Origin of the sequence: Bradyrhizobium sp. USDA 223 (genome assembly GCF_044909005.1) — a bacterium.
Taxonomy (GTDB): Bacteria; Pseudomonadota; Alphaproteobacteria; order Rhizobiales; family Xanthobacteraceae; genus Bradyrhizobium; species Bradyrhizobium yuanmingense.
In genome coordinates, this window is sequence record NZ_JBIYDR010000001.1 from 2,060,738 (window position 1) to 2,087,071 (window position 26,334).

Below are 26,334 nucleotides of genomic sequence, written 5' to 3' on the forward strand. Positions count from 1 at the left end.
AAGCGCGATGATGATTCAATCGGAATTCGTCGCGCTTCAGCGATCAGGTTCTTGACGCGGATGCTCGATCGATGCTCATTCGGCGTTGTAGCCGTCGAGAGCAAGGCGTCTACCCCCGCCGGTGCGGCAGCGGAGCTGGCAAGCGTTCTCCCGGCCAGCGGTGTTGCGGCGGTGCTCGTCTTTGTTTCACCGCGTTACGATCCGCAACGGTTTGCGGCCGAAATGAGGACCCGCTTTGTGGGCATCCCCGTCTTCGGCTGCACGACCGCCGGCGAGATTGCGCTCAATGGATGGGATGAAAACAGCATCGTCGCGCTCGCCTTCAGCGCTGCCGACTTCGACGTGACCGCTCACCCCATCCTGGGGCTCTCAAATTTTCGCATCGAAGACCATCGCGCGATTGGCGCAGATCTTCGACATAGCTTCTTCCGAAAGGGCCGCAATGCCGACGGTGAGCGCTGCTTCGGGCTCTTGCTCATCGATGGCATGTGCCAGCGAGAAGAAGTCGTCTTGGCGGCGATTCATGCCTCGCTTGGTCATATTCCGCTGGTCGGCGGCTCGGCCGCAGATGGTCTGCGATTTGACCGCAGCTGGGTCTATTTCGGGGGCCGCGCCCATACGGATGCGGCGGTGCTCCTTGTGTTTAAGACAGCGTTGCCGTTCCTTATCTTTTCTTGCGACACTTGCGAGCCTTGCGCAGAAAAGATGGTGGTGACGGAGGCTGATCCGGATCGACGCACTGTTAGCGAGTTGAATGCCGAGCCAGCAGCAGCCGAATATTCGCGCATGGCGGGCATCACCGACAGTGTACTCGATCTCGCTGCGTTTGCATCCCATCCTGTGCTCGTACGGATCGGCGATGCGTATTTTGCACGTGCGATACGACGGGTCGATGCGGACGGCACGCTGCATTTTGCCTCCGCCATCGACAAAGGCCTCGTGTTCACTGTGGCCACTCTGCGTGACCCGGTCGACCCAACCGGCAACCTTTTCGCGCAAATCCAGCAAGAAATCGGGGAGGTCTCGCTCTATATCGGATTCGAGTCCGTTCAGAGGCGTATGGGCGTCGAGCATCAATGCGCCCGCGACATGTCACGACTGTACCGAACCCATCGCGTGTTTGGGTGCAATACCTATGGTGAGCTGTATGGTCCGATGCACATGAACGGAACGCTCACCGGTGTGGCGATCGGCACCCCCGGGCGAAGTAGGTGCGCCGATACGAAGATCTCCGAGTTTGCCCGACGCGTCCCACGGGATTCGTAAAATGCCAAATGCGCGCTGGCCTTGAGCTGCGATTCCGGAGCTATTCCTGCGCCTTGACCAATCGGCGTTGCGCGTCGATGTTTCGCGACGGACAACACGAGCTGCGTTTGCTGCGTTCCATGCTCCCTTGCCGCTGATTTGCTCGACACGGCAATAGCTTGATCGAGCGGACATCGTGCCGTCCTGCGACAGCGCCTCTACTGTGCATGGGGTTGTTTTTCACTTTTTTGCCGGAAGGGGGCGGCGTGGCCCGGCAGGGAGGGGAGGGAGCACTATCGGCTCCCCTCGCAATGACGGGGAGGGACCTACTGCACGTCCATCTGCAGGCCTTCCTTCTGGATGATGCCGGCGAACTTCTTCGTCTCGGCGTCCACGAAGGCGGCGAACTGCTCGGGCGTGCCGTAGTCGGCGCGGGCGCCCATGGCGGCGATCTGCTTCTTGACGTCCTCGCGCTCCAGCATCGCCTTGACCTGGAGATTGAGCGCGCCCAGCACCTCGGGTGAGGCGCCCTTCGGCAGGAAGACGGCGAACCAGGAGGACACGTCGAAATTCGCCAGCTCCGGCGCACTCTCGCGCATGGTCGGCAGGTCTTTGGCGAGGTCGCTGCGCTCGGGTGTGGTGACGCAGAGACCGTTGAGCGTGCCGCTCTGCACCTGAGGCAGGGTCGGATAGAGATTGTCGAACAGGATCTGGATGTCGCCGGCAAGGGCGGCCTGGAGCGCGGGGCCGGCGCCGCGGAACGGGATGTGCGTCATCTTCAAGCCGGTGAGCTGGAGAAACCAGGCGCCGGTGAGATGAGGGCTCTGGCCGACGCCGGAGGAGGCGTAGCTGAGCTTGTCCGGATTGGCCTTCAGATACGCGATCAGCTCGGGAATCGTTTTGACGCCGGTCTTCGGATGCGCCGAGACGATGTTCGGAATCCGGATCATGTTCGAGACCGGCTGAAGCTGGTCCGGCTTGTAGCTGAGGTTCTTGAAGATGCTGTAGGCGATCGCGTTCGGGCCGGGGTTGCCGACCAGGATGGTGTGACCATCCGGCTTGGCGCGCACGGCCTCGGCGGTGCCGATCGTGCCGCCGCCGCCGGAGCGGTTTTCCACCACAGTCGACTGACCCCAGGCGGCTTGCAGATGCGCGGCCAGGAGGCGGCCCATCACGTCCGTCGAGCCGCCGGCCGCGGCCGGCACGATGAGACGAACGTTTTCAGTGGGCTTCCAGTCGGCAAGGCTCGATCGCGGCAGAATCGCTGCGGCCGAAAGGCCGGCAGCACCGGCGAGCACACGACGGCGGGACAACAAAGGCTTATGCACGAATCCACTCCTGCTTCTTGCTTTGCGGAAACCGTAGGGAACGGCACGTGCGACCGCAAGTCGCGCGCGACGACAAGTGCCGCGCAGAGAGCGGCACGACGACGCAGGCGTAAGCTCATATACCTTGCGATGGAATTAAACGGCTTCAGGAGTCTCGTTCGACGCGCATTTCGATCGAAGCGACAAGCCGCTTCGATCGAATCCTTCGACGGCCTCAGTTGAAGCTGAGCAGCTTGAACAGCGGGGTGAGGTAGCTCATCTCCTGACCCGACGTCGGCGTGGTGCGGCTGATGAAGTCGAAGATCTTGCCGTCCTGGAGACCGTAATTCGCAAGCCGGCGCACGCGCCGGGTCTTGTCGAAATAGACTGCGATGACACGCTGATCGACCACCTTCTGGTTCATGAAGGCGACCGGGCGCTCCGAGCGCTGCGAGATGTAGTAGAACACTTCACCGTCGAGGGTCGCGACCGTCGAAGGCGTGCCCATCACGATCAGCACCTGATCCTGGCTCGCGCCGATCGGAATCTGCTCGAGCGCGCCGGGCGGCAGGATGTAACCCTTCTGGAACTGCTCGCCGGTGCAGGCTGCAAGGGCCACGCCGATCACGGCGGTGGCCGCGAGCATGCGCAGGCCGCGCCAGCAGGCATGAAGGCCGCGCCGCATATCCGCGCGCAGGCTGATCTGGTTCGTTGTCGTCATAGCGGAACTGATTCCGTCCCCTTGCGTCGCGCGAGGCGCTGAAGTACCGGGCTGGGCGTCTGAATGCAACTCGCGCGCGCCCGCTTGCGGAAACCACAATGCTTTGGCCGTTCAATCACTTCAGGAAACCCCGGCGAACCCCGCCCGGCACCATTGAGGCGATCTATGGCATGATCGTGACGCAGGCGCGAGAACCCCTGTTTTACCGGGTCTTGGGTGTGCCCGATACGGTTAACGGGCGTTTCGACCTGTTGCTGCTGCATCTCTGGCTGCTGCTGCGCCGTCTGCGCGCGGTTCAGGGCGCCGCGGAGCTGTCGCAGGCGCTGTTCGACCGCTTCTGCGAGGACATGGACGACAATCTGCGCGAGATGGGGGTGGGCGACCAGACCGTGCCGAAGCGGATGCGGGCCTTCGGAGAGGCTTTCTACGGCCGCGTCCAGGCCTACGACCAGGCGATGGAAGCCGGCGGCGAGGCGCTGGCAGCGGCGATCTGCAAGAATATCTTGAATGGGACCGGCTTCGACCAGGCGGAGCGGCTCGCGGCCTATGCGAGGGCCAGCGAGGCCGATCTTGGTCGGACCGACGAGGCCGCGCTGCTGCGCGCGTCCTTCAAGTTTCCCCGGGCGCTGTCAGAGGATGTCACGCCATGAGCCGACCAGATACCGAGCGCGATCCCTGGCGGGCGCCCGTCATCGTTGCGCAAATCCCGGACGGCGGGCTGCACCGCGAGCTCGAGGCCTCAGTGGCCGAGCGGCAGGCGATGGCGGAGGTCGCGGGCTTGCGCGAGATCCTGTCCGCCGATGCCAGCTTCGATGTCGTGCCGAAAAGCGGGGGGCGGGTCCAGGTCACGGGCCTGGTTCGTGGCCGGATCGGCCAGACCTGCGTCGTCACGCTGGATCCGATCGAGAGCGAGATCGAGGAGGTGGTGGACCTGATGTTCGCCCCCGAGGCCGAGGCGCGCCGCCTGGCCGATCTGATCGAGGAGGGGCAGGACGACGAGGCGCCGCCCGAGGTTGCCGACCCGCCCGAGCCGATCACGGGCGGCATCATCGACCTCGGCCGGCTCGCCACCGACGTCCTGTTCCTGGCGATCGATCCCTATCCGCGCAAGGAGGGGGCCGTGTTCGAGGCGGAGGTCACCGCTCCCGATCCCGAAGACCATCCCTTCGCCGTGCTGAAGGCATTGCAGGACAAGAAGAAGGGCCAATGAGGGGCATTTTGGCTCGCGGCTGCCTTGCCAGGGGACGCGAGCCATTTGCCCTGATGGTTTGAGGCAGCTGTTGATCTGTCTGAATTCAATGGATTTTTCGCGAAATCCACGGCCGGCGGCCGGATTGCCCCGAATGCAAAAGGCTGGGGGCAAGAGGTTGTTTCGGGGGTACAAAACGCTATTGTCGCGCCCCGGTCCGGGTGCGGCGTGGCGCTTGGCCGGCCGCCGTCCCGGTGGCGAACCCATTTTGCGGCCCCGCTGATCCCAAGACCGCACCAGACCAGGTTTCCAGGACTTACATGCCAAGCAAGGTTCGCATCGCGCTGGACGCCATGGGGGGCGATGTCGGCCCCGCCGTGGTCATTCCGGGCGCCGCCATCTCGCTTGGCCGGCATCGCGACACCGAGTTCCTGCTGGTCGGCGACCGCGCCAGGATCGAGCCCGAGCTCGACCAGCACCCGAAGCTGAAGGCCGCCTCCAAGATCGTCCATACCGACGTCGCCGTCAGCATGGAGGACAAGCCGAGCCAGGCGCTGCGGCGCGGCCGCAAGACCTCCTCGATGTGGCTCGCGATCGACGCGGTCAAGAAGGGCGAGGCGGACGTCGCGATCTCCGCCGGCAACACCGGCGCGCTGATGGCGATGGCGCGCTTCCATCTGCGCACACTGCCGGGCATCGATCGGCCGGCGATCTCGGCGATCTGGCCGACCCTGCGCGGGGAGTCCGTCGTGCTCGACCTCGGCGCCACCCTCGGCGGCGATGCCCACCATCTGGTGTCGATGGCGGTGATGGGCGCGGCCAAGGCGAGCGTGCTGTTCAACAAGACCCGGCCCACGGTCGGGCTGCTCAATATCGGCGCCGAGGAGATCAAGGGGCACGAGGAGATCCGCGAGGCCAGCGAGATCCTGCGGGCGCGGAACCTGCCGGAGCTCGAATATATCGGCTTCGTCGAGGGCGACGGCATCGGCAAGGGGCTCGCCGACGTGATCGTCACCGAAGGCTTCAGCGGCAACATCGCGCTGAAGGCGGCCGAGGGAACCGCACGGCAGATGGCGGAATTGCTTCGTCACGAGATGCAGCGGAGCTGGATGTCCAAGCTCGGCTATCTCTTCGCGCGCAGCGCCTTCCAGGCCCTGCGCGACAAAATGGACCCCAACAAGTCCAATGGTGGCGTGCTGCTGGGACTGAACGGGGTGGTGGTCAAGAGCCACGGCGGAACCAACGCCGAAGGCTTTGCCTATGCGATCGATGTTGGCTATGAGATGGCTCACTACGATCTCCTGAACAAGATCAATCAGATGCTCAACCGCGAGGGTGGTGCACTCAAATTCGTGCAGCCCGCGCCGGAGGATGTTTCGTGACTCAGATTCGTTCGGTCGTGCTCGGCTGCGGCTCTTATCTGCCGGAGCAGGTGGTGACCAACGCCCAATTGGCGGCGCGCATCGATACCTCCGACGAGTGGATCGTGCAGCGCACCGGAATTCGCGAGCGGCACATCGCGGCCGAGGGCGAGTTCACCTCGCACCTCGCCATCAAGGCGGCACAGGCGGCGCTCCGCGATGCCGGCGTTGACGCGCAATCGATCGAGCTGATCGTGCTGGCGACCTCGACGCCCGACAACACCTTCCCCGCGACCGCCGTCGCCGTGCAGCACGGCCTCGGCATCAATCATGGCGCGGCCTTCGATCTGCAGGCGGTGTGCTCGGGCTTCGTGTTCGCGCTTGCCACCGCCGACAATTTCCTGCGCACCGGGGCCTACAAGCGGGCGCTGGTGATCGGCGCGGAGACCTTCTCGCGCATCCTCGACTGGAACGATCGCGGCACCTGCGTGCTGTTCGGCGACGGCGCCGGCGCCGTGGTGCTGGAGGCGCAGGAGCAGCCCGGCAATGCCGCGACCGACCGCGGCATCGTGACCACGCATCTGCGCTCCGACGGCCGCCACAAGGCAAAGCTGTTCGTGGACGGCGGGCCGTCCTCGACCCAGACCGTCGGCCATCTGCGCATGGAGGGCCGCGAGGTCTTCAAGCATGCGGTCGGCATGATCACCGACGTCATCGTCGATGCCTTTGCGGCGACAGGGCTCAATGCCGACGGCATCGACTGGTTTGTGCCGCACCAGGCCAACAAGCGAATCATCGATGCTTCCGCGCACAAGCTGCACATCGCGCCGGAGAAGGTGGTGCTGACGGTGGACCGCCACGGCAACACCTCGGCGGCCTCGATCCCGCTGGCGCTCTCGGTGGCGCGCAAGGACGGCCGCATCAAGAAGGGCGACATGGTCCTGCTGGAGGCCATGGGTGGCGGCTTTACCTGGGGCTCGGCGCTGGTGCGCTGGTAAGCCACACCGATAAAATTTTGCCGGAATCACCGCCGATTATCGCTACGTCTGCATTGATGTGCGGTGTTGACCGCCGTATCGTAAGCTCATAATTTCAGACAAGAATTGTTCGCCGTGAGGTGGGGCAGGGCGATGAGCGAGACCAGCAAAACCGTAACGCGTGTCGATCTGTGCGAAGCCGTCTACCAGAAGGTGGGCCTGTCGCGCACGGAATCGTCTGCCTTCGTGGAACTCGTGCTGAAGGAGATCACCGACTGCCTGGAGAAGGGCGAGACGGTGAAATTGTCCTCGTTCGGCTCCTTCATGGTGCGCAAGAAGGGCCAGCGCATCGGCCGCAACCCGAAGACCGGCACCGAGGTGCCGATCTCGCCGCGCCGCGTCATGGTGTTCAAGCCATCGGCGATCCTGAAGCAGCGGATCAACGCCCAGCACCGCACCAACGGCGACGCCACCCAGGCTCAAGAAGAGGCGTAACCGCCTTTCGGAAAGGACTGGCCTTTGGACAAGGCGCCGGATGCGTTCCGAACCATCAGCGAAGTAGCGCAGGAACTCGACATTCCGCAGCACGTGCTGCGGTTCTGGGAGACCCGCTTCTCCCAGATCAAGCCGATGAAGCGCAGCGGCGGCCGCCGCTATTACCGCCCCGACGACGTCGACCTGCTCAAGGGCATCCGCCGGCTGCTCTACGGCGAGGGCTACACCATCCGCGGGGTGCAGCGCATCCTGAAAGAGCACGGCGTCAAATCGGTGCAGGGCCTCGCCGACAGCGCGGCCGCGGTCTCGTTCGGCGCGATCGAGGACGCGATCGGCGCGAGCCTGATGGAGCCGGAGGACGAGGCCCCCATCAAGGGCGTCACCGACACCGACGATGACGACTATCAGGGCGATGAGGAGGAAGGCATCGACTTCCGCTTCACCGAGATCGACGACGAGGAGATCCTCACCACCTTCCGCAAAGGCGGCGCCGCCGCGCCCGCCGGCCCCAGCGCGCTCGACCGGGAGCGGCTGGAGCGGGTCCTCGGCGACCTCGTCGCCTGCCGGGAGATGCTGGATCAGGCCCTGAAGGAGGGCTAGGGCGGTCCCGCGGGCTTTCCGGGGCAGTTCCGGAAGCTTTGGGCGGATCCAGCAAAATGCTGCGGCCTCGCCTTGCGCAAAGCGGCGATCCTAGCTAATGGAACGGCATTCGGAGCGTGGCGCAGCCCGGTTAGCGCACTAGTCTGGGAGACTAGGGGTCGGAGGTTCAAATCCTCTCGCTCCGACCAATAATTAGCCGGATTTTAGGGCGTCCGGAATTTCCTCAGGGTAACGGACAGGGTAACAGGCGCCGGCGCGGTGTTCTGTTTTATCGTGGATATCTTCCAGGCATTGGAAGATTTGACGGCCACGCATTTCTTCTATATGTTAGAAGATACCGGCGAAGGCCGGCCCAAGAAGCAACGAAGCAAAGAAGCAACCCAAGTCTCATCAGGCAGGATCATGAACGACACCCTCAAGCAGACGGAGCAGGTCGTAATGCTCGCAATTTTGCGAAAGCAGCCCGACGCGTATGGCGTCTCCATCTACGAGGAACTGGAAAAACGTCTCAACAAGGCAGTTCCAATGGCGACGATCTACGCCACCCTCGAAACTCTGGAAAAAAAGGGGTTCGTCCAGAGCAAGCAAGGTCAAGCAACTGCAGAACGCGGTGGCCGAGCGAAGATGTTCTTTGAAATTACCGGTAAGGGGCAAATGGCCCTCAATGCATCACTCTCCGCGCTGGACCGGCTGCGCGCAGGGACCAAACTGGCAGGAGCCATGGCGTGACTGATAACAACGGGGACGACGAAAAGCAGGATATTTCTACTCGGGACGTCTGGATCACGTACTACGACGAAAAAGTCCTCAAGGTCGCACTTGGCAATCTCTTCATTCAGAAACAAATCGAGTCGGCGCGAATCGAGCGCAAGAAGCTCAGAGTGATGATTGAAGCGGCCCAAGAGCATTTGGATAAAGTATCGCAAGAATCCGCGACGCAGCGGCCCAAGCGTTCCTCGCCGCCTGCGTCAGCCGCAATCCTCCTTGCCTTCGTAGCGCCCAAGCATTCAGCGCAAGCGCTACTCGGCGATCTTGAAGAGATGTTCCAAAAGAACGTCGACAAGTTCGGTGATCGCGCTGCCCGACGAATGTATTGGTTCGAGGCCGCGCGATCAGTGGGGCCGCTCGTGTGGCAGTGGATCAAGCGAATGGGGTTTATCACGCTCGTGGTCGATTACGTTCGATCCAAGTTCGGTCTTTAAGCTTGCTTCTAAAGTTAGGAACAGGTGATGGCCCAAGATTTTTATGATCGCAGCGGTCGCGCGACTCACTATGTCGACGACCGAGGGACGTTTTACACGTGGGGCGGCCAGCCTGTTGGCTTTGTCCAGGGGGAAGAACTCTACACATCTTCCGGACGTCACGTTGGCCGCATTTCGTCGGGTTGGATCAGAGATCACAACGGACACGGCGTGGCTTTCTCTGAGAATGCCTCTGGCGGCCCGCTGCCCCCGTTAAGGTCGCTTCCCTCTCTGAAATCGCTGCCATCCTTGGCTCCGTTACGTGGGCTTCCATCATTGCCCCCGCTGCTCGCGTTGCCGTCTTTGAGTTGGAGTCAATATAGCGTCGACGATCTCTTCCGTTAGCGCAAGGTCAATTACCTAAAACGGAAACTCACTGACGCTCGTCACCGGTCCCTGCGTCGCCATCCATAGCGTTATGGCGACCGACAGCACCAAGTCATCGTGAGCGCCGACGCGCGCCGCGTAGGTCGTGCGGCCGGCCTCCGAAATCTTCCGTTTGAAGTCCTTCATTTCCTCTTTCAGCGCCGCGGCATCATTCGCGGCGGCCGCGATGCGCAGTTCTCCGCTGTGCGAGTGCGCTTCGAGGTTTGAGATCAGCAGAGCCTTGGGCACGTGCCAGGTCTTGGCGCCGTGCTGTGTCGCTTCCAGTCCTGCGGTGATCGTGATCCGGCTCGGGTGCAGCCCGGCAGCATCGAACATGTCGCCAACCGGCCGGCCGACGCCCGTCTCGTCAATGACCAATTTGGGCTTGAGCGCGTTCAGCGGCGGGCGCGCGAGCAAGTTGACCACACGCTGAATCTGTTGCGGGTAGGACATGCCGAGCGGCAGGCGCTCCAAATGGCGCACGTCGAAGTGCTCGGTTCGATCCTGGCGCCAGTACCCGGCCTTGATATTCTCCGTCCACGTGTCCAGCGGCACGACGCGGTGGTTCATGACGCTGATTGCAGTGGGGTCGGTGCTCTGGCCAAGGTCGACGCCGACGAACCACCGGTCGACCGCGCGCGCGGGGATCTCACGTTTGCTGATTGCCGTCATACCCATAGCGGTCGAACCTCATTGGTGAACATGGCATCGATGATCGCGGTCGAGAACGCTGCGTCCTCTGTGTCGAGGAATTCGCACAGATACTCTTGGCGATACTTCGTCTCACCGAGGTTCTTGCGCTCGCGAGCCAGGAATTCTGGCGTGATGCGGGAGCAAGATCCCAACTCGACGCGGATTTTGTGCCAGTCCGGATCGTCGGCGAACCAAGTTTCATAGAACGCGCCGCGCTTGCCGGCCGGCGTCGACAGATAGACGAGTTGCGCGCGCGGGTTGGTCGCCAGCATGGGGCGGATGGCCGTGATCAGTTCGTCCGAGCACCGCGACGCCTCGTCGATGATCGCCAGGCGCACGTTTGCCAGGCCGCGCAGCGTGTCGCCGTCATTGTCGCCGGGCAGCGCCAGCACGCGGCTGCCATTCTCGAACTCAAGACGGCGGGCGTTGTCGCCGACCAGCGGTGGCGCGTCGGGCAACCGGCTGAAGGTCTTCCGAGACCGGCGAACAAACTCGTCTGAGAGGCGCTGCGCCGGCGAGGCGATCAAGATCAGGCTGTCCGGTTCGGTGGTAGCCACCGACAGGCCCTTGATGGTAGCGGCTTCGGTCTTACCGTGTTGGCGTGGGATCAGCATGGCGATCTGCGGCGCGTTGGAGCGGACGAAATCGGCTTGCCATGGATCCAAGGTGATTTCTGCGTCGGCTGCCAGCAACGCGGGGTCCAGCGCGCGCGCGATGTCCATTGCCATCAGCATGGCGGCGTCCCGGGTAGCGGCACCGGGCAGGGCGGCCGGACTGGCTTGGCCTCGATGACCAGGGGCGGTTTGCCGGCACGTTGGGTGATCGCCGCAGCGGCGTCCGTCTCCAACCGGTGCAGGGCCGCGCCGACGGCACGCGCTGCCTCGGGGAAGGGCCGCAGGGCGGTGGTGATCGCCTGGCGCAGCGCCAGGTAATCGGCGCTGATCAGGAGCGACGTCGACCGCACGTCGTGCCGCTGGACGATCATGCCGAGCAGCTTGCCGACCAGGGCCAGGTTCGCGGTAATGGCACCCTCGGCACTAATCGCCGCTTTGATGTCGGCGAAGTCGATCGCGGTGGCCACATGCTGTTGCAGCCGCGCGCGCTGGTGAACGAGCTGCGATAGCAAGCCTTCCTGCTCACTGGCCTGCAGCGCCTCTAGGTCGATCTCGGTGGGCTTCTGCGCGGACAGGATCGCCGCGCGCATCGCGGGGCTGACGTGGTTCGCAGCGTGCCGGCCGACGGCATCAGCGCTGACATTGAAGCGGCGGGCGAGGGCGTTGTGCGCAATGCCGTGCGCGAGTCCGATCTCGATCTGATGCCGGGATTTGTGAGAGCAGATAGAACACTTCGGGCCGGTCTTGCCCATGACTCAACGCACCTGCGATTTGACAACGCGAATTCGCGTTTCGATACCCCTATGTTTACCCCAGCATACCAAAGAATCAGTGAATCAACAAAAGTGCTGCAATATGCGTCACAATGTGTAACGGAGCACTAGTCAGTAGAACTAAAGCGTCGCAATTTAGGCGAGCGGGGCGGCGCGATCAGGTGCAGAAGTGCGCGCGAATTTGACATCGCTGTCGACGTGCGGTCCAACGAGCATTATGGGAAACCCGCCACACATTGAGACGAATATTCGTTATGCATCGATCCGCCAAATCCACTGCGCAATCGAACATCTTCACCGTGGTGATTTCGAAGCTGCCATCACGTTGGCGGCAGCAGCAGAGGGGATGCTCCCCGATCCTGGCAAGCCCTTCATGTTTCAGAAAGTGAAGGCGTTGACGCCGGAGCCATCAACAGACTCATCGGAGTCCGATGGTGCAAACGACGTCATCGTTTGGCTGAAGCATGGAACTGGCCCGAACGGTCAGCCGCGAGAATACGCTTTCCGAAATCGAGATGTATGCAACGGTGATGAGGGCTATATCCAAGTTCAAAGCCGTGTACGACGACGTTTCTCCGCAAATGAGGCAGTTCGGAAAAGACGCCCGCGAGCGCTTTGGCGTTGCTTAAGATCTTCCAGTTCAGACGCCCCTTTCTGATTCTCGTATGACGGGAACAGTGATCTTTGCAGGTTTCTGGACTTGGCCAAACGCGGAGGAGCCAAAGCCATGAATGGGGATCTTGGATAATCGATTTAATCATTGTCATCGCAGCGGTGCTTTCGTTCTTCGGCTTGTGAACATTTCCAGCTCATTTTGATGTTGAGATTCTAAGTCATTGAAATCTAACGGACCGACCGGACCAAACACGGACCGCGGTCCGACCGGTCCAGCGCCGGCCATACGGACCGACCGGACCGCCCCCTATAAGGGCGGTACGGCGGTCCCGGTCCGGTCAGGTTTGACGTGGAGGGATTGGCGGAAATTGTCCGGCGAGTGCTGCCATGGGAATTGCAACACTGGCGCTCGCGGTCTGGTCAATAATCCGCACAAGCTGGTCCTGAACGAGGATCATTCGGTTGGCGAGCAACTTCACTTGTCGGCGGTGCAGATCGCGCATCGGCTTTGCGGCGTCCGGGCTGACGCCGCCGATCTTGAAGCATTGGTCCAGCCACTCGCTCAGCGTCACCGACCGCCCCGGAAACTCCGGCCGCAGTTGCCCTCTTGCCCTCAGGGCCTCGCCAAGTGCCTGCAGGGCGAGTCTGTCGTCATCGGACAGCTTGAGCGCCTTGCCCATCATGTCGCCGCCCTCGGTCACGGAGGCCACCACAAGGCTACTGGCGGCCTTCCCGTAGTCGACCCGTCTTTTCCAACCGTCCTCGCCGTCTTTCATTTTGGCGCATGTGATCTTGCCTCGGACCAACTGGCCGTCGCCCTCGCGCTCCACCAGGAACATGAAGTCGGAGCTGGCGCCAAAGTAAACCGACCCGAACGCGTCGCCGCTTTTGTTGACGTGATGCACGCCGACGGCGACGCCTTGCCCGATCTCCCCGAGCTGCTGAAGCCTCTCCATGAACCCGGTAATCGATTTGGCGTCGTAAAAATCCTCGCCAGGTAGGGCTCGCCCGACCGTATCGACCGCAACGACTTTGAACCTTCGCCCGCTCGCCGCGATCGCCGCTTTCAGCTCCTCGAATTGCGCCGGGTCGCCAAGGTTTGTCGGGGATCGCATGAACACGAGCCGGTCAGGGTCTGCGGTGATGCTGTGATGCGCCTTGAACGCATCGATGCGCTCGCCGAACCCCTTCGAGCCCTCGCGAGCGATCAACAGCACGTCGCGGGGCTCGCCCGGCAGCTTATCGCGCGGACCTTGGACTTGAATTCGGTAATTGTGCCGTCGTCCAGATACGCTGCTGCGTCCGTCGCGATCCAGATGCAATTGTGCTTTTTCGAGGCGATCAGGTTGTTCGCGGTCATTTGCGCACCGCCTCGATCGCCAAGCCGGCCTTCGTTCCGATCTCCAAGGCTGCGGCGAAGATCGCTTCGAGCATTTCGCCGTCGGCGCCAGCCTTCAGCGCGCGCAGATTGTCGACAGCGTCGTCGCGCGCCTGCTCGATGTCCGACGCGTCGCCGCCGGCCGCCACGGCGCGGAGGGCCGCAGCTTCGAAATCGATGACGATGTCTCTGATAGCGTTGGTCATGCGAAACCGCCGCCAAGCACAAATTCAGCGGAGGCGCTATCCGCATTCTTGGCCATGGGAATGGGCGGCGACGAGGTATGACGACCAAACGATCCGTCGGACTCCGCGCGATGCTGGCCGCGCTCGGCGACGTGATGGCCAAACGAGCCATCGGATTCCATGAGGGGGGTGTTGGGAACGATGACGACTTTGGGCATTGTGATCTCCTTGGATTGAGGGGTGACGCGACGCCGGCGGAGGAACGGGACACCAGCGTCGCGCCGTCAGCCTCCGCACGAAGCGGCGACCAAATGTTGAAAGTAAACGTCTATGTTGATTGTCAACATCACGCGGCGATTGGCTCGCGACGTGCGGCGACAGAGCGTTCCCACGCGGCAAGCTCGCCGAGACGCCAGAAGCGACGCTTCGCGATGTAGAGCGGGCGAGGGAAGTCGGGATCGTCTTTCAGACGGCGCTCGACCCACATATGACTCACGCCGCCGTAACGGGCGCGAACCTGTGCCGTGGGAATTAGAGCATTGGGATCGTCAGCGGACATCGTGACCTCATGTGTTGATCACAAGGTCTCACGAAGCAGCGCCAGCTATCTAGCGGGGGAAAATATGCAGAATTATTGCCGGGAATTCAAACGCCCCAATATGAGCGCTTGCGCTCCATATCGCGCGCGATCGTTGACGGCGATTTGTTGCGGCCCCGGGGATCTCCCGCCGCCCATTCTGCCGCGCGGTTTCGAGCGGCGGTCCCGGGGAATTTGCGCTTCGCTTCATCAAGCAATGCGACGTAAGCACGAACGTCCGCCACTTTGTCACGGGGGCGACCGGCAGAATTGAGTTCGCCGGCGAGTAGGTTTGCGAGACTGCGCCGGTCACCGCGGCTCAACGGACGTTCTGACAGCAGTTGCAAAATTAGGTCGGCCGTAGGACCGCCGTCGTCGCATGCCGCGCGAAGCTTTGCACCGTTGAACGCTTTGATGGCTTTGACAATGGAACCGAAGAAGTCATCGTCGGGAGCTGTGATAGTGATGTCGTGATTTGCCAGGCGCAGCGCCTTTTCAACCGTTCCAAGGCGCTTGCCGACCACGAAGGGAGCGGTCTTGTAGCCGTTTGACTTGCTCATGCGGGCTCCCTCTGAAACTGGTGCACGTTGCTCGCTGGACGATTGTTCACCAGATCATCGACATATCGAGCCCACGCGGTGAGCGCCTGCGTTTTTTCACGCAGGTATTTGTGACGGGCGTAAACCCGCGCAACGCCGCGAATCGCGCCCGATGAGTGGTTGACGCATGCCTCCGCGATCTCGATGGAGAACCCGAGCGCCTGAAGACCGGAATAGAATGTCCGCCGCAGATCATGCAGCGTCCAAGGCTGCCACTGGTGGTCGGGATCGGCCTTCCGCAGTTCGGCAAGCATCGCCTCGTCGAAGCGCTTTTTTGCTTTCGAGAGACCGCTAATAGGTGTCTCGCCCGTGGTGGTGAATAGCAGCCCCTTACCCTTGATCGTTGGCAGGGACTTGAATAGCGCCACCGCCTTCGGACTGAGCGGCACAAGATGCTCCCTCCCGTTCTTCGTCCGCTCTTTCGGGATCGTCCACAATGGCTCGCTCCAACGACTGCCGTCGTCGAGCAGGATGGACGGTCCGTTCATGTCCAGTTCGGTCCGGGGCAGCTCGCGCAGCTCGTCGCGCCGCTGCCCGAGCAGGATCAGGGATTGCACGAGGCGGCCGAAAGGGTAGCCCTCCCGTTCGGCGACTTTCCAGGCCGCGACCAGTTCGGGTGCCGATAGCACGCGCTCGCGGCTGGTCTCGTTCGCGAAAGCATCGAGAGATGCGACGGGGGAAGACTCCCGCATATCGCGGTCGACGCACCAGTCGAAGAAAGTTTTGAGGGTGGTCAGTGTCCGATTGGCGGTCACGCCGCGCCCGGAATCGACCAAGGCATCGAGCAGAACGATCGCGTCGTGCTTGGTGATGGAGGCGAGGGAACGACCTGACCACTTTCCAAGCACGCCGTTCCCGGTGGTCTGCCATTCGCCCGGCTTCTCGGAGTCGGGCTTGAGACCGAAATAATGGGCGGTGAGCAGGCGGGTCGATTCGCGCAGCCCTTGCCGCTTGCGACCCTTATAGCGTTTCAGGAACTCGACCATGGCCGCGTCGATCGTGTCGTCGCGCATGGCCTCTCGCTTCGCTTCAGCCTTCTCCTGGCGCCGGACATGAGTGGGATCGATCCCGCGCCGGACATCCTCCGCGGCCGCCGTGGCGAGCATGCGAGCCTGCCCGGGCGTAAGGGGGTGGCCGATCTGAGGTTCGGCTCGGGATGCCGTGAGCGCGAGCGTGCCGAGTGTCAGCTTTTTGGGCGCGCGTTGCCCGCCCTCGCGCTCCACCGGCGAACGGAACCGGAAAACCCACGATTTGACGCCGGAAGGGTGGACGACCAAGAACAGGCCGGCGGCGCCGCCATCTGACCTTTCGTAGCGAACCGCCCGCGGCTTGAGCGCTTCGATCGCCAAGTTGGATAGCGCCTTAGTCTTCGCCATGCCGTTACCCCAAGGTGCTGTGGGGTAACGTCCCGGTGCTGTTAGCGAGCGTTACCCTGTGTGACTAACATGGCGGAACAATCGTCAAAAATCAATAAAAAACAAGCATGTCTGGCGCTCAAGACGTTCAGTCTCGTTACGCTTCGTTACGGGATCACCTTCGTCTGGGAGACTAGGGGTCGGAGGTTCAAATCCTCTCGCTCCGACCATTTTTTCAACATCTGTCGGGTTGACCGTCGGCGCGAAGCCTGCTCCGGGCCGCGAGGGATGCCTGTGACCAGAAGCGGGGCCTGCGGCGGGCGGTACATCAAGACGCCGAAAACAACCCCATGCACAGTAGCGATGTCATTGGGACATAAGGTTTTTCCGAAACGATGTGACTCGTCGGACCGGGGTAAGGAGCGGATCGTCGGACAATGACGACCGAGCTGTCGGCGAGAGGCTCAATCTTGACCATTCTCCTCGCAATCCGAAACCGTTCGTGTCGATAAGAGTTTCGATACGCGGCATCAGGACGCTTCCATTTAGGCGAGGGCAACATGTTTCAGCTATCGTGGAGCGAGATCTTCGTCCCGACGCATTCCGTCACGGAAATAATCGTGCGGGGCACCATCATGTATCTCGGCATCTTCACGCTGATGCGCTTCATTTTGAAGCGGCAAACCGGCGGGCTCAGCATCCCTGATGTGCTTCTCGTCGTCCTGCTGGCGGACGCGGCGCAGAATGGCATGGCGGGCGAATACCGCTCGATCACAGAAGGTATCGTGCTCGTTGCCACCATCATTTTCTGGAATCTCGCCATCGACTGGGTCGGGTATCACGTGCCTTTCGTGGAGCGGCTTGCTCGCCCGGCGCCGCTCCTGCTCATCAAAAACGGGCAGGTCCTTCGCCGCCACATGCGGCAGGAACTGGTGACGATGGACGAGTTGATGAGCAAGCTGCGCGAGGAGGGCATAGCGAGCCCCTCGGACGTGGTAGAAGCATATATCGAGGGCGATGGAAATATTAGCGTGAAAAAGAAGGAAGCCTGACGGCCTTCCTCTGCCCGCCGAAATGATCGGCGTTGCGGAGCATCGACGATAGACTAATTGTTATCCTGCGAGGAGCTTCCGCCGGCTTCCATAAAGGCACACGCGCCGAGGACTGACGCCACCACCTCGAATACCCCATCGCGATCCGCGTGGTCCACCAGCGTGCGCACCATCTCCCACGACCAACCGAGGAAACGCCCATCAGGTCAGGCCCGATGACACAGCGCGCGCGTTTTGCTCGGAACCAAGATTCCCTGCCAGCTATCCGTGGGAAAATCCGAACGCCGGTTAGCCTCCGCGCGTTCGAGGTCATGCATGTACAGTACTGGGGCACTCGGCGGGTCGCTTGACTCAGGTCAATATCCGGCTGACCTCAGTGCGCCAACATTGTTCTATTGACCGCATCAAACTTCACTCGCTCTCGGCGAGACCGACGTGGTGCAATTGCCTTTGGGCGAAGTCGCTCCTCAAATGAGGCTCTCAGCCCGGCATCTAGCGTGAGCGATCTCGGCAGCTTCTCGGTGCTGGGTCGCGTACATCGATCGCGAATCGTTGCACGACGGAAAGCAGAATGAAGCTCGGGCTTGCGCTGCCGCCACCTCAACGTGATTTGCGTCTCGACCTGTTTCGCGGCCTCGCCAACTGGGCGATGTTTCTCGGCCATGTCCCCGGCACGGTGCTGGTGTGGTGTTCGTTCCGAAATTATGGATTCAGCGACGGGGCCGACCTGTTCGTATTCATCTCCGGCTACACCTCAGCGCTCGTATATACGCGAAAGATGGAGCGAGGCTTTGTGTTCGGAACCAGCAGGCTATTCAGGCGCGTATGGCAAATCTACACGGCGCATATCCTGCTATTCCTGATCTACCTGGCTTTTGTCCATTTCCTGTCGGAAAGGTTCAACGCCCCTGATCTGGTCAATCTGTTCAACGCCGGACCGGTCACCAGCGCGCCGGTAGAGATGATGACGCAGGGGCTTTTGCTGAGATACAAGCCTCTGAATTTGGACGTGCTGCCGCTCTACGTCGTTTTGATGGGGCTGTTTCCTCCCATCCTCTGGTTGATGTTGAGATTTCCCGACGCCGTCATGATCGGGTCGGTGCTGTTGTATCTGGCTGCGCGGCAATTCCATTGGAATCTGCCTTCCTACCCGTCGGGAAGCTGGTACTTCAATCCGCTGGCGTGGCAGCTTCTGTTTGTGACGGGCGCATGGCTCGCGTTGACCGGTGCGGGGCGCCTGCATTTCCTGCTACGGTCCAGGTTCGTGCTGGTCGTTGCGATTGCCTATTTGATTTTTGGGGCGCTCATGACGTTAGCTGCTCACCAGCCTCAGCTCCGGGCCTTGTTTGGGCCCGCCTTGTTCGAGCTTTTCAATCCCAACGACAAGACCAATCTGGCGCCCTACCGCTATCTTCATTTGATGGTGCTGATTATCCTGGGTGCCCGGTTCATACCGATCGATGCGCGCGGGCTACAAGCCACCATCTGGCGACCGCTGATAAAGTGCGGCCAGCAGTCCCTCGAAGTGTTTTGTGTGGGCATTCTGCTGGCCTTCATCGGGTACTTCATCCTGCAGTTGGCAGGGAACGGCATCCTCGCTCAACTGCTCGTCGGAGCGGCAGGAATCGCGATCATGACGGCGGTTGCCTACTACAGAGCCTGGTCAAAGCGAGTGGAGAAATCTTCACATGAGAGTCCGGTAGATGGAAAGAGAGCGCCGGAAAGCACCGGCTCCCTCGAGCATCTTGTCCTGCGCGGCGGCGGAAGGGTGCCGCAGGTCGCTCGCGGGACGGATTCGCGGCAGCCGCCCTTAACCGAGGTTTGACAACCGCCGCCGGCGCTGACGAAGAGTGCCTCGACAAAGTCGCCCCGGGTACGCGGTTCAATACTCCTGTTCGTAGGCAGAGCCGGCGGCCTTTGTCGCCCAGATAAGCGGGAGGCGAAGCCTTTACTGCGAGGTCCACGCGTTGGTGCGCACCTATCTCGAAAGCCGCCGCAACGAGATGCGCAAGATCGACCTCGATCCGGCGACCTTCATCCGCGTCAGCACGATCGAGTCGGCGGCGCACAACGTGGCCATCGCGCCAGTGCGGTATTGTGCGCGACCGGCTTTATCGCGCTGATGCCGATGAAGGCGGCGAGCCACTCGAGCGGGCAGATCCACAAGCGCGTCCGGTTATTCAATGTCACGGCGCTTCAAGAGTCATCTGCTACAGCACCTCGGCACGAACCTGGGCTACGCCGCGACTCGTAATCCCCAAGCTGCGCGCGGCAGCGAGCGAGAGATCGAGGACGCGGCCACGAATGAACGGGCCTCTGTCGTTGATGGTGACGATGACGCTGCTTCCTCCATGGGTCACGCGGACCTTGGTGCCGAACGGTAGGGTGCGATGCGCCGCCGTGAGGTGATTCCGATTGAATGTCGAACCGCTCGCTGTCTTGCCTTTGGAATATGAATAATAGGAGGCCTTTCCAGTAAAGACTCGATTGAAAGATCGCATGCCCGAGCGATCAGCCGATGGCTCTTGTGCGGTTGGAGGTGGCGCCTCAATCTGATCCTTCTTCGGCTGTTCGGGTCCAGCAGGCGCCGGCTCTGCCTGAGCCTTCGGAATGATGGACCACCGGTCATGGAAATCCTGTGCTTGAGCGCCGTTCGCGTTCAACCCGATCCAAGCAGGGACTGTCGCAATCGCCGCCATTCTGACGAGAAGATGCATTGTCGACCTCATGAACGATTGAAGATCAAGCCGACAATGCAAGCTCAGAGGTCGCGTTCCTTAAGACGCGCAAAACGGTGATGACATACCGACATCGCGGAGCAAGAGCGTGCCTGACTGAGGTTGACCACGCTCCGGCTCTCCCCGGCCTCAAATAATAATTATTTAATTTTTCAAAATTAAATATATTTAAATATTTAAATTGGCGGAGGCGAGTTACCGCGCGACGACTGACGCGGTCGCGTCCCGGCGGAGGATGAGTCGCGCAAATACGATCAGCTTTGGACGCGGGCAGTGCGATCGTCATCAGGCCAGATGCGAAGCTCAAGAAGGATCGTGCGGAGCTAGATCGCAAGTGCCCTGGCTTGTCGCCCACCTACCTCAAATACCCCACCACCATCCGCGTCGTCTCGTCCACCAGCACCTTCACCATCTTCTCCGACAGCATCTCGCCGTTCAGCACCGTGTTGTGCGCGATGGCTTCGATCGCGCTCACGCACATGAACGCTGCGAGCGCGGGGTCGAGCTTGCGCATCTCCTTGCGGTGACGTTCGAGATAGGCGCGCACGAGGGCGTGGATTTCGTGGCTGTAGGCTTCGACCTCGGCGAGGTGGCCGGAGCGGGGGATCTGCTCGGCGAGGACGCGATGCAGGTTCGGGTCGATATGATGGGCCTCGATCGCGACGGTGACGAGGCGGCGCACAGCCTTCTCGATCGGCAGATCGGCGACCTCCGCGAAGGCGGCGCGGACGACATTCATGATCGCCTCGTTGTGGCGGTCGATCACGGCGGCGACGAGCGCCTCCTTGCTGGGAAAATATTGGTAGAGCGAGCCGACGCTGACGCCGGCGATCTCGGCGATGCGGTTGGTACTGGTCTTCTCGAAGCCTTCCTTGACCAGAATGCGAGCAGTTGCCTCGACCAGCGCGTCGACGGTGGCACGGGATCGCTTCTGCGAGGCATTTTTCCGGGGTGTTGTGGACGGTTTGCGGGCCACGGACTTGTGATCTGAATGCGAGTAGGAAAAGCGAGTCAATGCTCGCATTATATCGTCCAATGGCGGCGGGTCGGCAACCCTCTTCGTCGCCGGGTCGAAACAGCCGGATGGGGATGTGGCGATGAGCGTTGCGAGACTTGTGTCGGCCTTTCAATTCTGTCCGGGCGGCTGCGTATTCGGCGCGCGGACGTCGCGCGATCCTGCACCAAGCCTGCAAAGCCGGGCCTTCAACCTGCTGCTGCGGCAGCTTCCGTACAAGGCGCAGCTCGCATCCGCCGAAGCGGTGCAGGAGCGCGTGCAGAAGCTGGCGCTGGCCCCGGCCTCTCACGAGCCGATCGGGGTCGGCGGCGGCGTCGAGGTGACGCTGACCAGGATGGGCGGCTGGCCGGTCTACTACACTGCTCCGGCGTCGGGCTACGAGGGCTGCAACTACGTCATGTTCCTGCATGGCGGCGGCTACATCAACGAGATCGCGCCGGCGCATTGGCGCTTGATCGGCGAGATGACGCGCAAGGCGCGAATCTGCTGCGTCGTGCCGATCTACCCGCTGGCGCCGCGGGCGACCGCCAAGGACGTCGTGCCGGCGACGGGCGAGCTGCTGCGCATGCTGCTGGAAGACGCGGGCGATGCAAAGGTGACGGTCGTCGGCAATTCGGCCGGCGCCGGCCTTGCGCTCGCCGCCTGCCAATGGCTGCGCGATCGCGGGCATCGGCAGCCGAGCCGGATGCTGCTGATCTCGCCCGCGGCCGATGCCTCGGTCAGCCGTCCGGAGCAGGTTGCGATCGCCGCGCGCGATCCGATCCAGGATATTCCGGGCATCGTTGAGGCCGCGCGGCTCTATGCCGGCGAGCTCGAGGTCGGCCATCCCTTCGTCAGCCCGCTCAACGGCGGTTTCCGCGGGCTCGCGCCGATGACGATCTTTTCGGGCACGCGCGATCTTCTCTATCCCGACAGCGTCGACCTTGCCGCCAAGGCGAGGGCGGTGGGCGTGCCGATCGAGCTGCATCTATTGCGCGAGCAGCCGCACAACTTCGCGCTGATGGCGACGCCGGAAGGACGGCGGGCACGCGCGATCATCTTGCGTGAAGTGGCTTAGAGGGAGGGCGTGATCATTGTCACAGAGCGCCTGCCGTGATCGGTCTGGCGCCGTGTCCGCGCGGAGGGATAAGCGGTCCCCGGGCGTTTCCTCTTGGATTGATCGTTCTGGTATCCGTGGTCTCGATACCAGTGGTTTTGCGGGGCCTTAGGCGTGGCCCTTGATCTCATAGTGACCCGGCACGCATTTGTAGCGCTCGAGGCGCCAGTTCGCGTGATAGATCGGATGCTCACCCATCCACTTCGCGAGAGGCGCTTGTGCGCCGATCGCGCACTGCATCAGCGAAATCTCGGGTGTCATGTTGCTGTCGGTCACGATTTCCTCGACACAACTGCCTGAGCTGGCTGCGCCAAGCCGGCAAAGCACGGCAACGACGGTCACGAACATTCCTATCACCTCGTTGGTTGTTTCTGACCACGAAGAGGATGCAAGCGGAGTGCCAGAGCCTGTGAAACGCAAACAACACGCTGGCCTGGCCGACTCAAATCCAGCGTCCAACCCCCATTTGGCGATTCGGATTGTAAAAAATTGCCATTAACCCGAAGCCGGACAAATACGGGGAACCCGCTGGAAAACACCTGGGAATGATCGAATGTCCGGGCCGTGTCGCCTATTAGCCACTTCACAAGGCCCGCGCGCGGCATCGCGCGTAGTCCGCCCGCCGAAATTACCGAAGGCGAAGAGGGCAACGCGCGGCTTTTACCCGCGGATGTCGCGCTGCTACAGTTTTGCGCGCGCCGCGGTCAGCGGCGCCGTGACCAAGAAACACACCGACAAGGGGAGGGACCGAAGTCCCATGAAGGATTTTGCTGGAAAGATCGCAGTCATCACCGGCGGCGGCACGGGAATGGGGCGTGAGCTCGCGCGGCAGCTCGTCGCCGAAGGCTGCAACGTCGCGATGTGCGACGTCTCGGAAGCGGCGATGGCCGAGACCAAACGGCTCTGCGAAGTCGAGAAGCTGCCGCAGGGCCTGCGCGTCACGACGCACGTCGCCGACGTGGCGATCGAGGATCATCTGAAGCGGTTTCGCGATGAGGTCGCCGAGCAGCAGAAGACCGAAAAGGTTCATCTCTTGTTCAACAATGCCGGCATCGGCGGCGGCGGCAGCCTGTTCACCAACACCCGCGAGCAATGGGAGCGCACCTTCAACATCTGTTGGGGCGGGGTCTATCTCGGCGTGCGCACCTTCCTGCCGATGCTGGTCGCAGCGGACGAGGCCCACATCGTCAACACCGCGAGCGTCAACGGCTTCTGGGCTTCGATCGGCATGGGGCAGGCGCACACCGCCTATAGCTCCGCGAAGTTCGCGGTGAAGGGATTTACCGAAGCGCTGATCAACGATCTTCGCCTGCACGCCCCACACGTCAAATGCTCGGTGGTGATGCCCGGCCATATCGGCACGTCGATCGTCTCCAATTCGCGCAAGGTGCAGAGCGGCGACGGCTCGGAGCGGCTCAACGCCGACGAGGTGGCACTGACCCGCAAGCGCATGGCCGCCGCCGGCGTGCCGGATGCAGACAAGATGTCGGACGAGGACATCCAGGCCGCGTTCGCCGAGCGCGCCCGCAGCTTCCTGGAGGACGCGCCGACCACGGCCGCCCAGGCGGCGAAGATCATTCTGGACGGCGTCAAGGCGGAGCGGTGGCGCATCCTCGTCGGCGAGGATGCCGAGCGCCTCGACGAGCGTGTGCGCGCCACGCCGGAGCAGGCTTACGACCGTGCCTTCTACGAAAGTTTTACGCAGGAGGTCGGCTGGCGGCTTGGTTGAGGCCGCCGGCGGGGCGCCCACCCATCGCACCCGAAAGCCCGAGGAGGCGCGTCAGCGCCGTCTCGAAGGAGAGGCGTGCGCGCACGCCGCCGCTAGGAGTCATATTCGTTAGCGCGCCAACGAGGCGCGCTAATATGGCTATGATGGTCGTCATGGCAAGAGACGCTCGGACAATTCTATGTGTCAGCTGCTGCCAATGTTCGTCGCGCACCATGAGCTGTTGGAATGTCATCCATCCGTCATGACGATGTTCAAGCGATGTTGATCTCAAATGCCTGTAATGCTGCGCGAGGCGGCTTGGTCGGCGATCTGAAATGGTTTAGTCAACCGCGTAACGCGACGATTAGAGCGTAGCTTTTAGAGCGTAGCTTTCGATGATGCCCGCATGCCTCTCCGACGACTGGACCTTTTGCCCGGAGCGAGAGGACATTTCAGCTGAGTTCACGCGGCTGCTCACGGCGGCCCAGGAGGGCGGCGCCACGATCGCGGAATGCCTGATGATCGCGCGGCAGCTGAAGCCCGACGACGACCGCTCTTGGCATCGCGAGTGGAAGAAGCTGGCGCAGACCAATCGGCAGCGCGCGGAGGCCGCGTTCGCGGAGGGCCACCGCGCCAGTGCGCAGCGCAATTGGCTGCGCGCCATGAACTATTATGGGGCCGCAGCGATGCCGCTCGACGCCGCCGACGAGCGCCGCTGGGTGGCCGTGCTGGCCACGCAGGAATGCGCGCGCAGCTACCTCACCGCGCGCAGGCCGGCCGGCGAGGTGGTGACGATACCCTGGCTCGACGGGCATTCGCTGCAGGGCTATTTCCTTCCTGCGTCGTCGGGGACGGAGCTGGCGCCGACTGTGATCTGCATCGGCGAGCCCGGCCACCGCAAGGAAGAATTTCTGTTCAAGCTCGAGCCGCACGCGCGCGAGCGCGGCTTCTCGATGCTGGCGCTCGACCTGTTCGGCGACCAGCGCGACGATTTTCTCGATACGCTCTTGCGGCGCAGGGATCTCGAGAGCGCGATCCCCGGCGTCATGGACTATCTGGAGACGCGGCAGGACGTCGATTTCGCGCGCGTCGCAATCGTCGCCGATGGCTGGGGCTCGTCCTTCGTGGCGCGCGCGGTATTGCAGGAGCCGCGGCTTGCCGCCGCCGTCTGCGACGGCGGCCTGTGGGACCTGCACGAGCGAGCCTTCTTCGCCAGCCGATTCGCGATGAGCGACGTCAGCATCGTGCCGGTGCCGCATGCGCCGCTGATGGCCTCCAGCGCCGACTGCCCGGTGCTGATCACCCTCGGCGAGGACGGCTGGCTCAAGGCCGACCGGGCGCGTCAGTTGGTCCAGAACTCCCGGCTCGGCAGCTCGGACGTCATGCTCAAAGTGTTCACTGCGGCGGAGACCGGCGCGGCACAGGCCCATGCCGACAATCCGAGCCTTGCCAACGAGTACATCTTCGACTGGCTCGAATCGCGCCTTCGCGCGCCCAGGCGGGTCTAGCCGCCGGCTTCCGCCTCAGAAGTCGAGACTCAGGCGGACGCAGGCCTTTTCCAGCCGGGTCTTCAGCGTCGCGAGCTTGGTGGTGAATTCGGCGAGCTCGGCCTCGTCGAACTCCTGGAAGACGAATTCCTTGATGGTCTTGTACTGCTCGTTGAGGCTTGCCAAGTGCTTCTGCGTCTTCTCGGTCAGGGATAGCCGGACCACGCGCGCGTCGGTCGGCGAGGGGCGGCGGCGCAACAGACCCTTCTTTTCCAGCAGCTTGGACTGGGTGGTGACGAAGGACGGATCGACGTGGAGGAGCTTGGACACGACGTTGACCGGAATGCCGTCGTCCTTGTCGAGGTCGGAGATCGCCATCAGGATCAGCCATTGCGGCCCGCTGATGCCGAGCGTCCTCGCCCAGAACTGACGCAGCTCCTCGAGATACATGTTGATCGACGATATCTCCCAGGTGAATCGCCTGATGATATCCAGGTTGCCGATGGTGCGCAGGCGCGCCCCTTCTTTCCTCGTCGCGGACACAGCGTCACTCCCGCAAGCTGATTCTCTTTTCGATCGTTCGTTTGTGGGCATAGTCCACGCAACTCTGCTCTGACGCAAGTGCAGAGCAGGCTAATTGTGTCACGAAAACTACAAATATGACCCGATCAACCTTCTCGGGCCCACCCCGGTGTTGCGCCGCGGACACACGGTTAGTGAAACTACAAAGCTGATCTAATAAACTATTTTGATTAACGGAGCTGCGCGGGCATATTGATCCGTGACGGTGGGGGGTTCTCGATCGTCCCGTTGCAGGTGGTTCGCTCACGTCCCTCGCGAATGCGGGTACGTCCGAAAACGCGAAGCGGCCGAGCGGATTTGATGAAGAGACGGGGATCTGGGGGGCCTCATGGTCCGGTCTCCGTTAAATGAGCAACTTGGAGGTT

The 26,334-nt window shown here is 62.2% G+C and carries 32 protein-coding genes and 1 tRNA gene; 18 read left to right on the plus strand and 15 right to left on the minus strand.

The genetic code is table 11. The annotated features are described in order from the left end of the window. Positions 1-60: 60 nt before the first annotated feature. Positions 61-1,266 (plus strand): FIST signal transduction protein, encoded by a 1,206-nt coding sequence (locus ABIA40_RS09380; protein ID WP_404546198.1) that lies wholly within the window; start codon positions 61-63, stop codon positions 1,264-1,266. 305 nt (positions 1,267-1,571) lie between these two features. Here ABIA40_RS09380 and ABIA40_RS09385 read toward each other — a convergent pair whose 3' ends face one another. Then, positions 1,572-2,573 (minus strand): Bug family tripartite tricarboxylate transporter substrate binding protein, encoded by a 1,002-nt coding sequence (locus ABIA40_RS09385; RefSeq protein WP_404540750.1) that lies wholly within the window; start codon positions 2,571-2,573, stop codon positions 1,572-1,574. Positions 2,574-2,787: 214 nt separating this feature from the next. Next, positions 2,788-3,273, minus strand: a complete 486-nt coding sequence (locus ABIA40_RS09390) for an outer membrane protein assembly factor BamE (RefSeq protein WP_036010444.1) — start codon at positions 3,271-3,273, stop codon at positions 2,788-2,790. 98 nt (positions 3,274-3,371) lie between these two features. Here ABIA40_RS09390 and ABIA40_RS09395 point away from each other — a divergent pair, with 98 nt between their 5' ends. From ABIA40_RS09395 to ABIA40_RS09440, 10 genes are all read left to right on the plus strand, one after another. Further along, complete coding sequence (locus ABIA40_RS09395) at positions 3,372-3,923, plus strand: ubiquinol-cytochrome C chaperone family protein (protein ID WP_036025467.1); 552 nt, start codon at positions 3,372-3,374, stop codon at positions 3,921-3,923. After that, positions 3,920-4,483, plus strand: coding sequence for a YceD family protein (locus ABIA40_RS09400; RefSeq protein WP_404540752.1), 564 nt, complete (start codon positions 3,920-3,922; stop codon positions 4,481-4,483). Before ABIA40_RS09395 ends, ABIA40_RS09400 begins: the two co-directional genes overlap by 4 nt. 299 nt (positions 4,484-4,782) lie before the next feature. Next, entirely contained in the window at positions 4,783-5,844 is a 1,062-nt protein-coding gene (gene plsX / locus ABIA40_RS09405; protein WP_404540754.1) for a phosphate acyltransferase PlsX, read from the plus strand. Beyond that, positions 5,841-6,821, plus strand: a complete 981-nt coding sequence (locus ABIA40_RS09410; RefSeq protein WP_036025462.1) for a beta-ketoacyl-ACP synthase III — start codon at positions 5,841-5,843, stop codon at positions 6,819-6,821. The genes plsX and ABIA40_RS09410 overlap by 4 nt, the downstream gene beginning before the upstream one ends. Positions 6,822-6,953: 132 nt before the next feature. Next, positions 6,954-7,295, plus strand: coding sequence for an integration host factor subunit alpha (locus ABIA40_RS09415; RefSeq protein WP_036010431.1), 342 nt, complete (start codon positions 6,954-6,956; stop codon positions 7,293-7,295). Positions 7,296-7,319: 24 nt separating this feature from the next. Continuing rightward, entirely contained in the window at positions 7,320-7,895 is a 576-nt protein-coding gene (locus ABIA40_RS09420; RefSeq protein ID WP_271538071.1) for a MerR family transcriptional regulator, read from the plus strand. Positions 7,896-8,005: 110 nt separating this feature from the next. After that, a tRNA-Pro gene (locus tag ABIA40_RS09425) sits at positions 8,006-8,083 on the plus strand. Positions 8,084-8,168: 85 nt separating this feature from the next. Then, positions 8,169-8,624, plus strand: coding sequence for a PadR family transcriptional regulator (locus ABIA40_RS09430; RefSeq protein WP_404540757.1), 456 nt, complete (start codon positions 8,169-8,171; stop codon positions 8,622-8,624). Continuing rightward, a complete protein-coding gene (locus ABIA40_RS09435; protein ID WP_404540759.1) occupies positions 8,621-9,097 on the plus strand; it encodes a permease prefix domain 2-containing transporter in 477 nt (158 codons plus the stop codon). The genes ABIA40_RS09430 and ABIA40_RS09435 overlap by 4 nt, the downstream gene beginning before the upstream one ends. 27 nt (positions 9,098-9,124) lie before the next feature. Further along, on the plus strand, positions 9,125-9,481 hold the full coding sequence (locus ABIA40_RS09440) for a 4-fold beta flower protein (RefSeq protein ID WP_404540761.1): 357 nt from the start codon (positions 9,125-9,127) through the stop codon (positions 9,479-9,481). A gap of 15 nt (positions 9,482-9,496) precedes the next feature. Here the strand turns inward: ABIA40_RS09440 and ABIA40_RS09445 are convergent, their stop codons facing one another. From ABIA40_RS09445 to ABIA40_RS09455, 3 genes are read right to left on the minus strand one after another with little or no spacing between them, the layout of a single operon-like run. After that, entirely contained in the window at positions 9,497-10,180 is a 684-nt protein-coding gene (locus tag ABIA40_RS09445) for a hypothetical protein (RefSeq protein ID WP_404540763.1), read from the minus strand. Beyond that, complete coding sequence (locus ABIA40_RS09450; protein ID WP_404540765.1) at positions 10,171-10,929, minus strand: phage terminase large subunit; 759 nt, start codon at positions 10,927-10,929, stop codon at positions 10,171-10,173. The genes ABIA40_RS09445 and ABIA40_RS09450 overlap by 10 nt, the downstream gene beginning before the upstream one ends. Then, positions 10,923-11,561 carry a hypothetical protein gene (locus tag ABIA40_RS09455; protein ID WP_404540767.1) on the minus strand — a complete coding sequence of 213 codons (639 nt, stop codon included), beginning with the start codon at positions 11,559-11,561 and terminating at the stop codon, positions 10,923-10,925. Before ABIA40_RS09455 ends, ABIA40_RS09450 begins: the two co-directional genes overlap by 7 nt. A gap of 485 nt (positions 11,562-12,046) precedes the next feature. On the opposite strand from ABIA40_RS09455, the gene ABIA40_RS09460 reads away from it, so the two are divergent. After that, positions 12,047-12,211 (plus strand): hypothetical protein, encoded by a 165-nt coding sequence (locus ABIA40_RS09460; RefSeq protein ID WP_404540769.1) that lies wholly within the window; start codon positions 12,047-12,049, stop codon positions 12,209-12,211. Between the two features lie 324 nt (positions 12,212-12,535). Here ABIA40_RS09460 and ABIA40_RS09465 read toward each other — a convergent pair whose 3' ends face one another. From ABIA40_RS09465 to ABIA40_RS09490, 6 genes are all read right to left on the minus strand, one after another. Beyond that, positions 12,536-13,519, minus strand: coding sequence for an AAA family ATPase (locus ABIA40_RS09465; protein WP_404540771.1), 984 nt, complete (start codon positions 13,517-13,519; stop codon positions 12,536-12,538). A gap of 34 nt (positions 13,520-13,553) precedes the next feature. Beyond that, complete coding sequence (locus ABIA40_RS09470) at positions 13,554-13,781, minus strand: hypothetical protein (protein ID WP_404540773.1); 228 nt, start codon at positions 13,779-13,781, stop codon at positions 13,554-13,556. Next, complete coding sequence (locus ABIA40_RS09475; protein WP_404540775.1) at positions 13,778-13,978, minus strand: hypothetical protein; 201 nt, start codon at positions 13,976-13,978, stop codon at positions 13,778-13,780. Before ABIA40_RS09475 ends, ABIA40_RS09470 begins: the two co-directional genes overlap by 4 nt. Before the next feature lie 128 nt (positions 13,979-14,106). Beyond that, positions 14,107-14,319 (minus strand): hypothetical protein, encoded by a 213-nt coding sequence (locus ABIA40_RS09480; RefSeq protein ID WP_404540777.1) that lies wholly within the window; start codon positions 14,317-14,319, stop codon positions 14,107-14,109. A gap of 86 nt (positions 14,320-14,405) precedes the next feature. Next, positions 14,406-14,897 (minus strand): hypothetical protein, encoded by a 492-nt coding sequence (locus ABIA40_RS09485; protein WP_404540778.1) that lies wholly within the window; start codon positions 14,895-14,897, stop codon positions 14,406-14,408. Further along, positions 14,894-16,312, minus strand: a complete 1,419-nt coding sequence (locus ABIA40_RS09490) for a tyrosine-type recombinase/integrase (protein ID WP_404540780.1) — start codon at positions 16,310-16,312, stop codon at positions 14,894-14,896. The genes ABIA40_RS09485 and ABIA40_RS09490 overlap by 4 nt, the downstream gene beginning before the upstream one ends. Before the next feature lie 539 nt (positions 16,313-16,851). Here ABIA40_RS09490 and ABIA40_RS09495 point away from each other — a divergent pair. The 3 genes from ABIA40_RS09495 (at position 16,852) to ABIA40_RS09505 (ending at position 19,466) form a co-directional block, all read left to right on the plus strand. Then, complete coding sequence (locus ABIA40_RS09495) at positions 16,852-17,343, plus strand: DUF421 domain-containing protein (protein ID WP_157283499.1); 492 nt, start codon at positions 16,852-16,854, stop codon at positions 17,341-17,343. A gap of 571 nt (positions 17,344-17,914) precedes the next feature. Continuing rightward, positions 17,915-19,168, plus strand: coding sequence for an OpgC domain-containing protein (locus ABIA40_RS09500; RefSeq protein WP_404540781.1), 1,254 nt, complete (start codon positions 17,915-17,917; stop codon positions 19,166-19,168). Positions 19,169-19,310: 142 nt separating this feature from the next. Then, a complete protein-coding gene (locus ABIA40_RS09505; protein WP_404540783.1) occupies positions 19,311-19,466 on the plus strand; it encodes a hypothetical protein in 156 nt (51 codons plus the stop codon). A gap of 87 nt (positions 19,467-19,553) precedes the next feature. Here ABIA40_RS09505 and ABIA40_RS09510 read toward each other — a convergent pair whose 3' ends face one another. Next, positions 19,554-20,060 carry a septal ring lytic transglycosylase RlpA family protein gene (locus ABIA40_RS09510; protein ID WP_271538068.1) on the minus strand — a complete coding sequence of 169 codons (507 nt, stop codon included), beginning with the start codon at positions 20,058-20,060 and terminating at the stop codon, positions 19,554-19,556. A 376-nt stretch (positions 20,061-20,436) separates the two neighbouring features. Further along, complete coding sequence (locus ABIA40_RS09515; protein ID WP_338122638.1) at positions 20,437-21,057, minus strand: TetR/AcrR family transcriptional regulator; 621 nt, start codon at positions 21,055-21,057, stop codon at positions 20,437-20,439. A gap of 121 nt (positions 21,058-21,178) precedes the next feature. Here ABIA40_RS09515 and ABIA40_RS09520 point away from each other — a divergent pair, with 121 nt between their 5' ends. After that, positions 21,179-22,153 (plus strand): alpha/beta hydrolase fold domain-containing protein, encoded by a 975-nt coding sequence (locus ABIA40_RS09520; RefSeq protein WP_404540785.1) that lies wholly within the window; start codon positions 21,179-21,181, stop codon positions 22,151-22,153. A gap of 147 nt (positions 22,154-22,300) precedes the next feature. On the opposite strand, the gene ABIA40_RS09525 is transcribed toward ABIA40_RS09520, so the two are convergent. Continuing rightward, positions 22,301-22,540, minus strand: coding sequence for a hypothetical protein (locus ABIA40_RS09525; protein WP_025036674.1), 240 nt, complete (start codon positions 22,538-22,540; stop codon positions 22,301-22,303). 409 nt (positions 22,541-22,949) lie between these two features. On the opposite strand from ABIA40_RS09525, the gene ABIA40_RS09530 reads away from it, so the two are divergent. Together ABIA40_RS09530 and ABIA40_RS09535 are read left to right on the plus strand one after the other, a co-directional pair. After that, complete coding sequence (locus ABIA40_RS09530; protein ID WP_157283505.1) at positions 22,950-23,921, plus strand: SDR family NAD(P)-dependent oxidoreductase; 972 nt, start codon at positions 22,950-22,952, stop codon at positions 23,919-23,921. 374 nt (positions 23,922-24,295) lie between these two features. Next, positions 24,296-25,408 carry an alpha/beta hydrolase family protein gene (locus ABIA40_RS09535; RefSeq protein WP_404540788.1) on the plus strand — a complete coding sequence of 371 codons (1,113 nt, stop codon included), beginning with the start codon at positions 24,296-24,298 and terminating at the stop codon, positions 25,406-25,408. 15 nt (positions 25,409-25,423) lie between these two features. Here ABIA40_RS09535 and ABIA40_RS09540 read toward each other — a convergent pair whose 3' ends face one another. Then, positions 25,424-25,930, minus strand: a complete 507-nt coding sequence (locus tag ABIA40_RS09540; RefSeq protein ID WP_025036671.1) for a MarR family winged helix-turn-helix transcriptional regulator — start codon at positions 25,928-25,930, stop codon at positions 25,424-25,426. Positions 25,931-26,334 lie beyond the last annotated feature (404 nt).

Excerpts from the sequence above, each read along its gene's own strand:
- ABIA40_RS09445 (WP_404540763.1), bottom strand. The coding sequence starts at position 10,180 with ATGGGTATGACGGCAATCAGCAAACGTGAGATCCCCGCGCGCGCGGTC.
- ABIA40_RS09475 (WP_404540775.1), bottom strand. The coding sequence starts at position 13,978 with ATGCCCAAAGTCGTCATCGTTCCCAACACCCCCCTCATGGAATCCGAT.
- ABIA40_RS09495 (WP_157283499.1), top strand. The coding sequence starts at position 16,852 with ATGTTTCAGCTATCGTGGAGCGAGATCTTCGTCCCGACGCATTCCGTC.
- ABIA40_RS09395 (WP_036025467.1), top strand. The coding sequence starts at position 3,372 with ATGCTTTGGCCGTTCAATCACTTCAGGAAACCCCGGCGAACCCCGCCC.
- ABIA40_RS09510 (WP_271538068.1), bottom strand. The coding sequence starts at position 20,060 with ATGCATCTTCTCGTCAGAATGGCGGCGATTGCGACAGTCCCTGCTTGG.
- ABIA40_RS09380 (WP_404546198.1), top strand. The coding sequence starts at position 61 with ATGCTCGATCGATGCTCATTCGGCGTTGTAGCCGTCGAGAGCAAGGCG.
- ABIA40_RS09460 (WP_404540769.1), top strand. The coding sequence starts at position 12,047 with ATGGAACTGGCCCGAACGGTCAGCCGCGAGAATACGCTTTCCGAAATC.
- ABIA40_RS09485 (WP_404540778.1), bottom strand. The coding sequence starts at position 14,897 with ATGAGCAAGTCAAACGGCTACAAGACCGCTCCCTTCGTGGTCGGCAAG.
- ABIA40_RS09470 (WP_404540773.1), bottom strand. The coding sequence starts at position 13,781 with ATGACCAACGCTATCAGAGACATCGTCATCGATTTCGAAGCTGCGGCC.
- ABIA40_RS09520 (WP_404540785.1), top strand. The coding sequence starts at position 21,179 with ATGAGCGTTGCGAGACTTGTGTCGGCCTTTCAATTCTGTCCGGGCGGC.
- ABIA40_RS09490 (WP_404540780.1), bottom strand. The coding sequence starts at position 16,312 with ATGGCGAAGACTAAGGCGCTATCCAACTTGGCGATCGAAGCGCTCAAG.
- ABIA40_RS09530 (WP_157283505.1), top strand. The coding sequence starts at position 22,950 with ATGAAGGATTTTGCTGGAAAGATCGCAGTCATCACCGGCGGCGGCACG.
- ABIA40_RS09455 (WP_404540767.1), bottom strand. The coding sequence starts at position 11,561 with ATGGGCAAGACCGGCCCGAAGTGTTCTATCTGCTCTCACAAATCCCGG.
- ABIA40_RS09500 (WP_404540781.1), top strand. The coding sequence starts at position 17,915 with ATGAAGCTCGGGCTTGCGCTGCCGCCACCTCAACGTGATTTGCGTCTC.
- ABIA40_RS09480 (WP_404540777.1), bottom strand. The coding sequence starts at position 14,319 with ATGTCCGCTGACGATCCCAATGCTCTAATTCCCACGGCACAGGTTCGC.
- ABIA40_RS09450 (WP_404540765.1), bottom strand. The coding sequence starts at position 10,929 with ATGCTGATGGCAATGGACATCGCGCGCGCGCTGGACCCCGCGTTGCTG.
- ABIA40_RS09525 (WP_025036674.1), bottom strand. The coding sequence starts at position 22,540 with ATGTTCGTGACCGTCGTTGCCGTGCTTTGCCGGCTTGGCGCAGCCAGC.
- plsX (WP_404540754.1), top strand. The coding sequence starts at position 4,783 with ATGCCAAGCAAGGTTCGCATCGCGCTGGACGCCATGGGGGGCGATGTC.
- ABIA40_RS09390 (WP_036010444.1), bottom strand. The coding sequence starts at position 3,273 with ATGACGACAACGAACCAGATCAGCCTGCGCGCGGATATGCGGCGCGGC.
- ABIA40_RS09400 (WP_404540752.1), top strand. The coding sequence starts at position 3,920 with ATGAGCCGACCAGATACCGAGCGCGATCCCTGGCGGGCGCCCGTCATC.
- ABIA40_RS09415 (WP_036010431.1), top strand. The coding sequence starts at position 6,954 with ATGAGCGAGACCAGCAAAACCGTAACGCGTGTCGATCTGTGCGAAGCC.
- ABIA40_RS09440 (WP_404540761.1), top strand. The coding sequence starts at position 9,125 with ATGGCCCAAGATTTTTATGATCGCAGCGGTCGCGCGACTCACTATGTC.
- ABIA40_RS09535 (WP_404540788.1), top strand. The coding sequence starts at position 24,296 with ATGATGCCCGCATGCCTCTCCGACGACTGGACCTTTTGCCCGGAGCGA.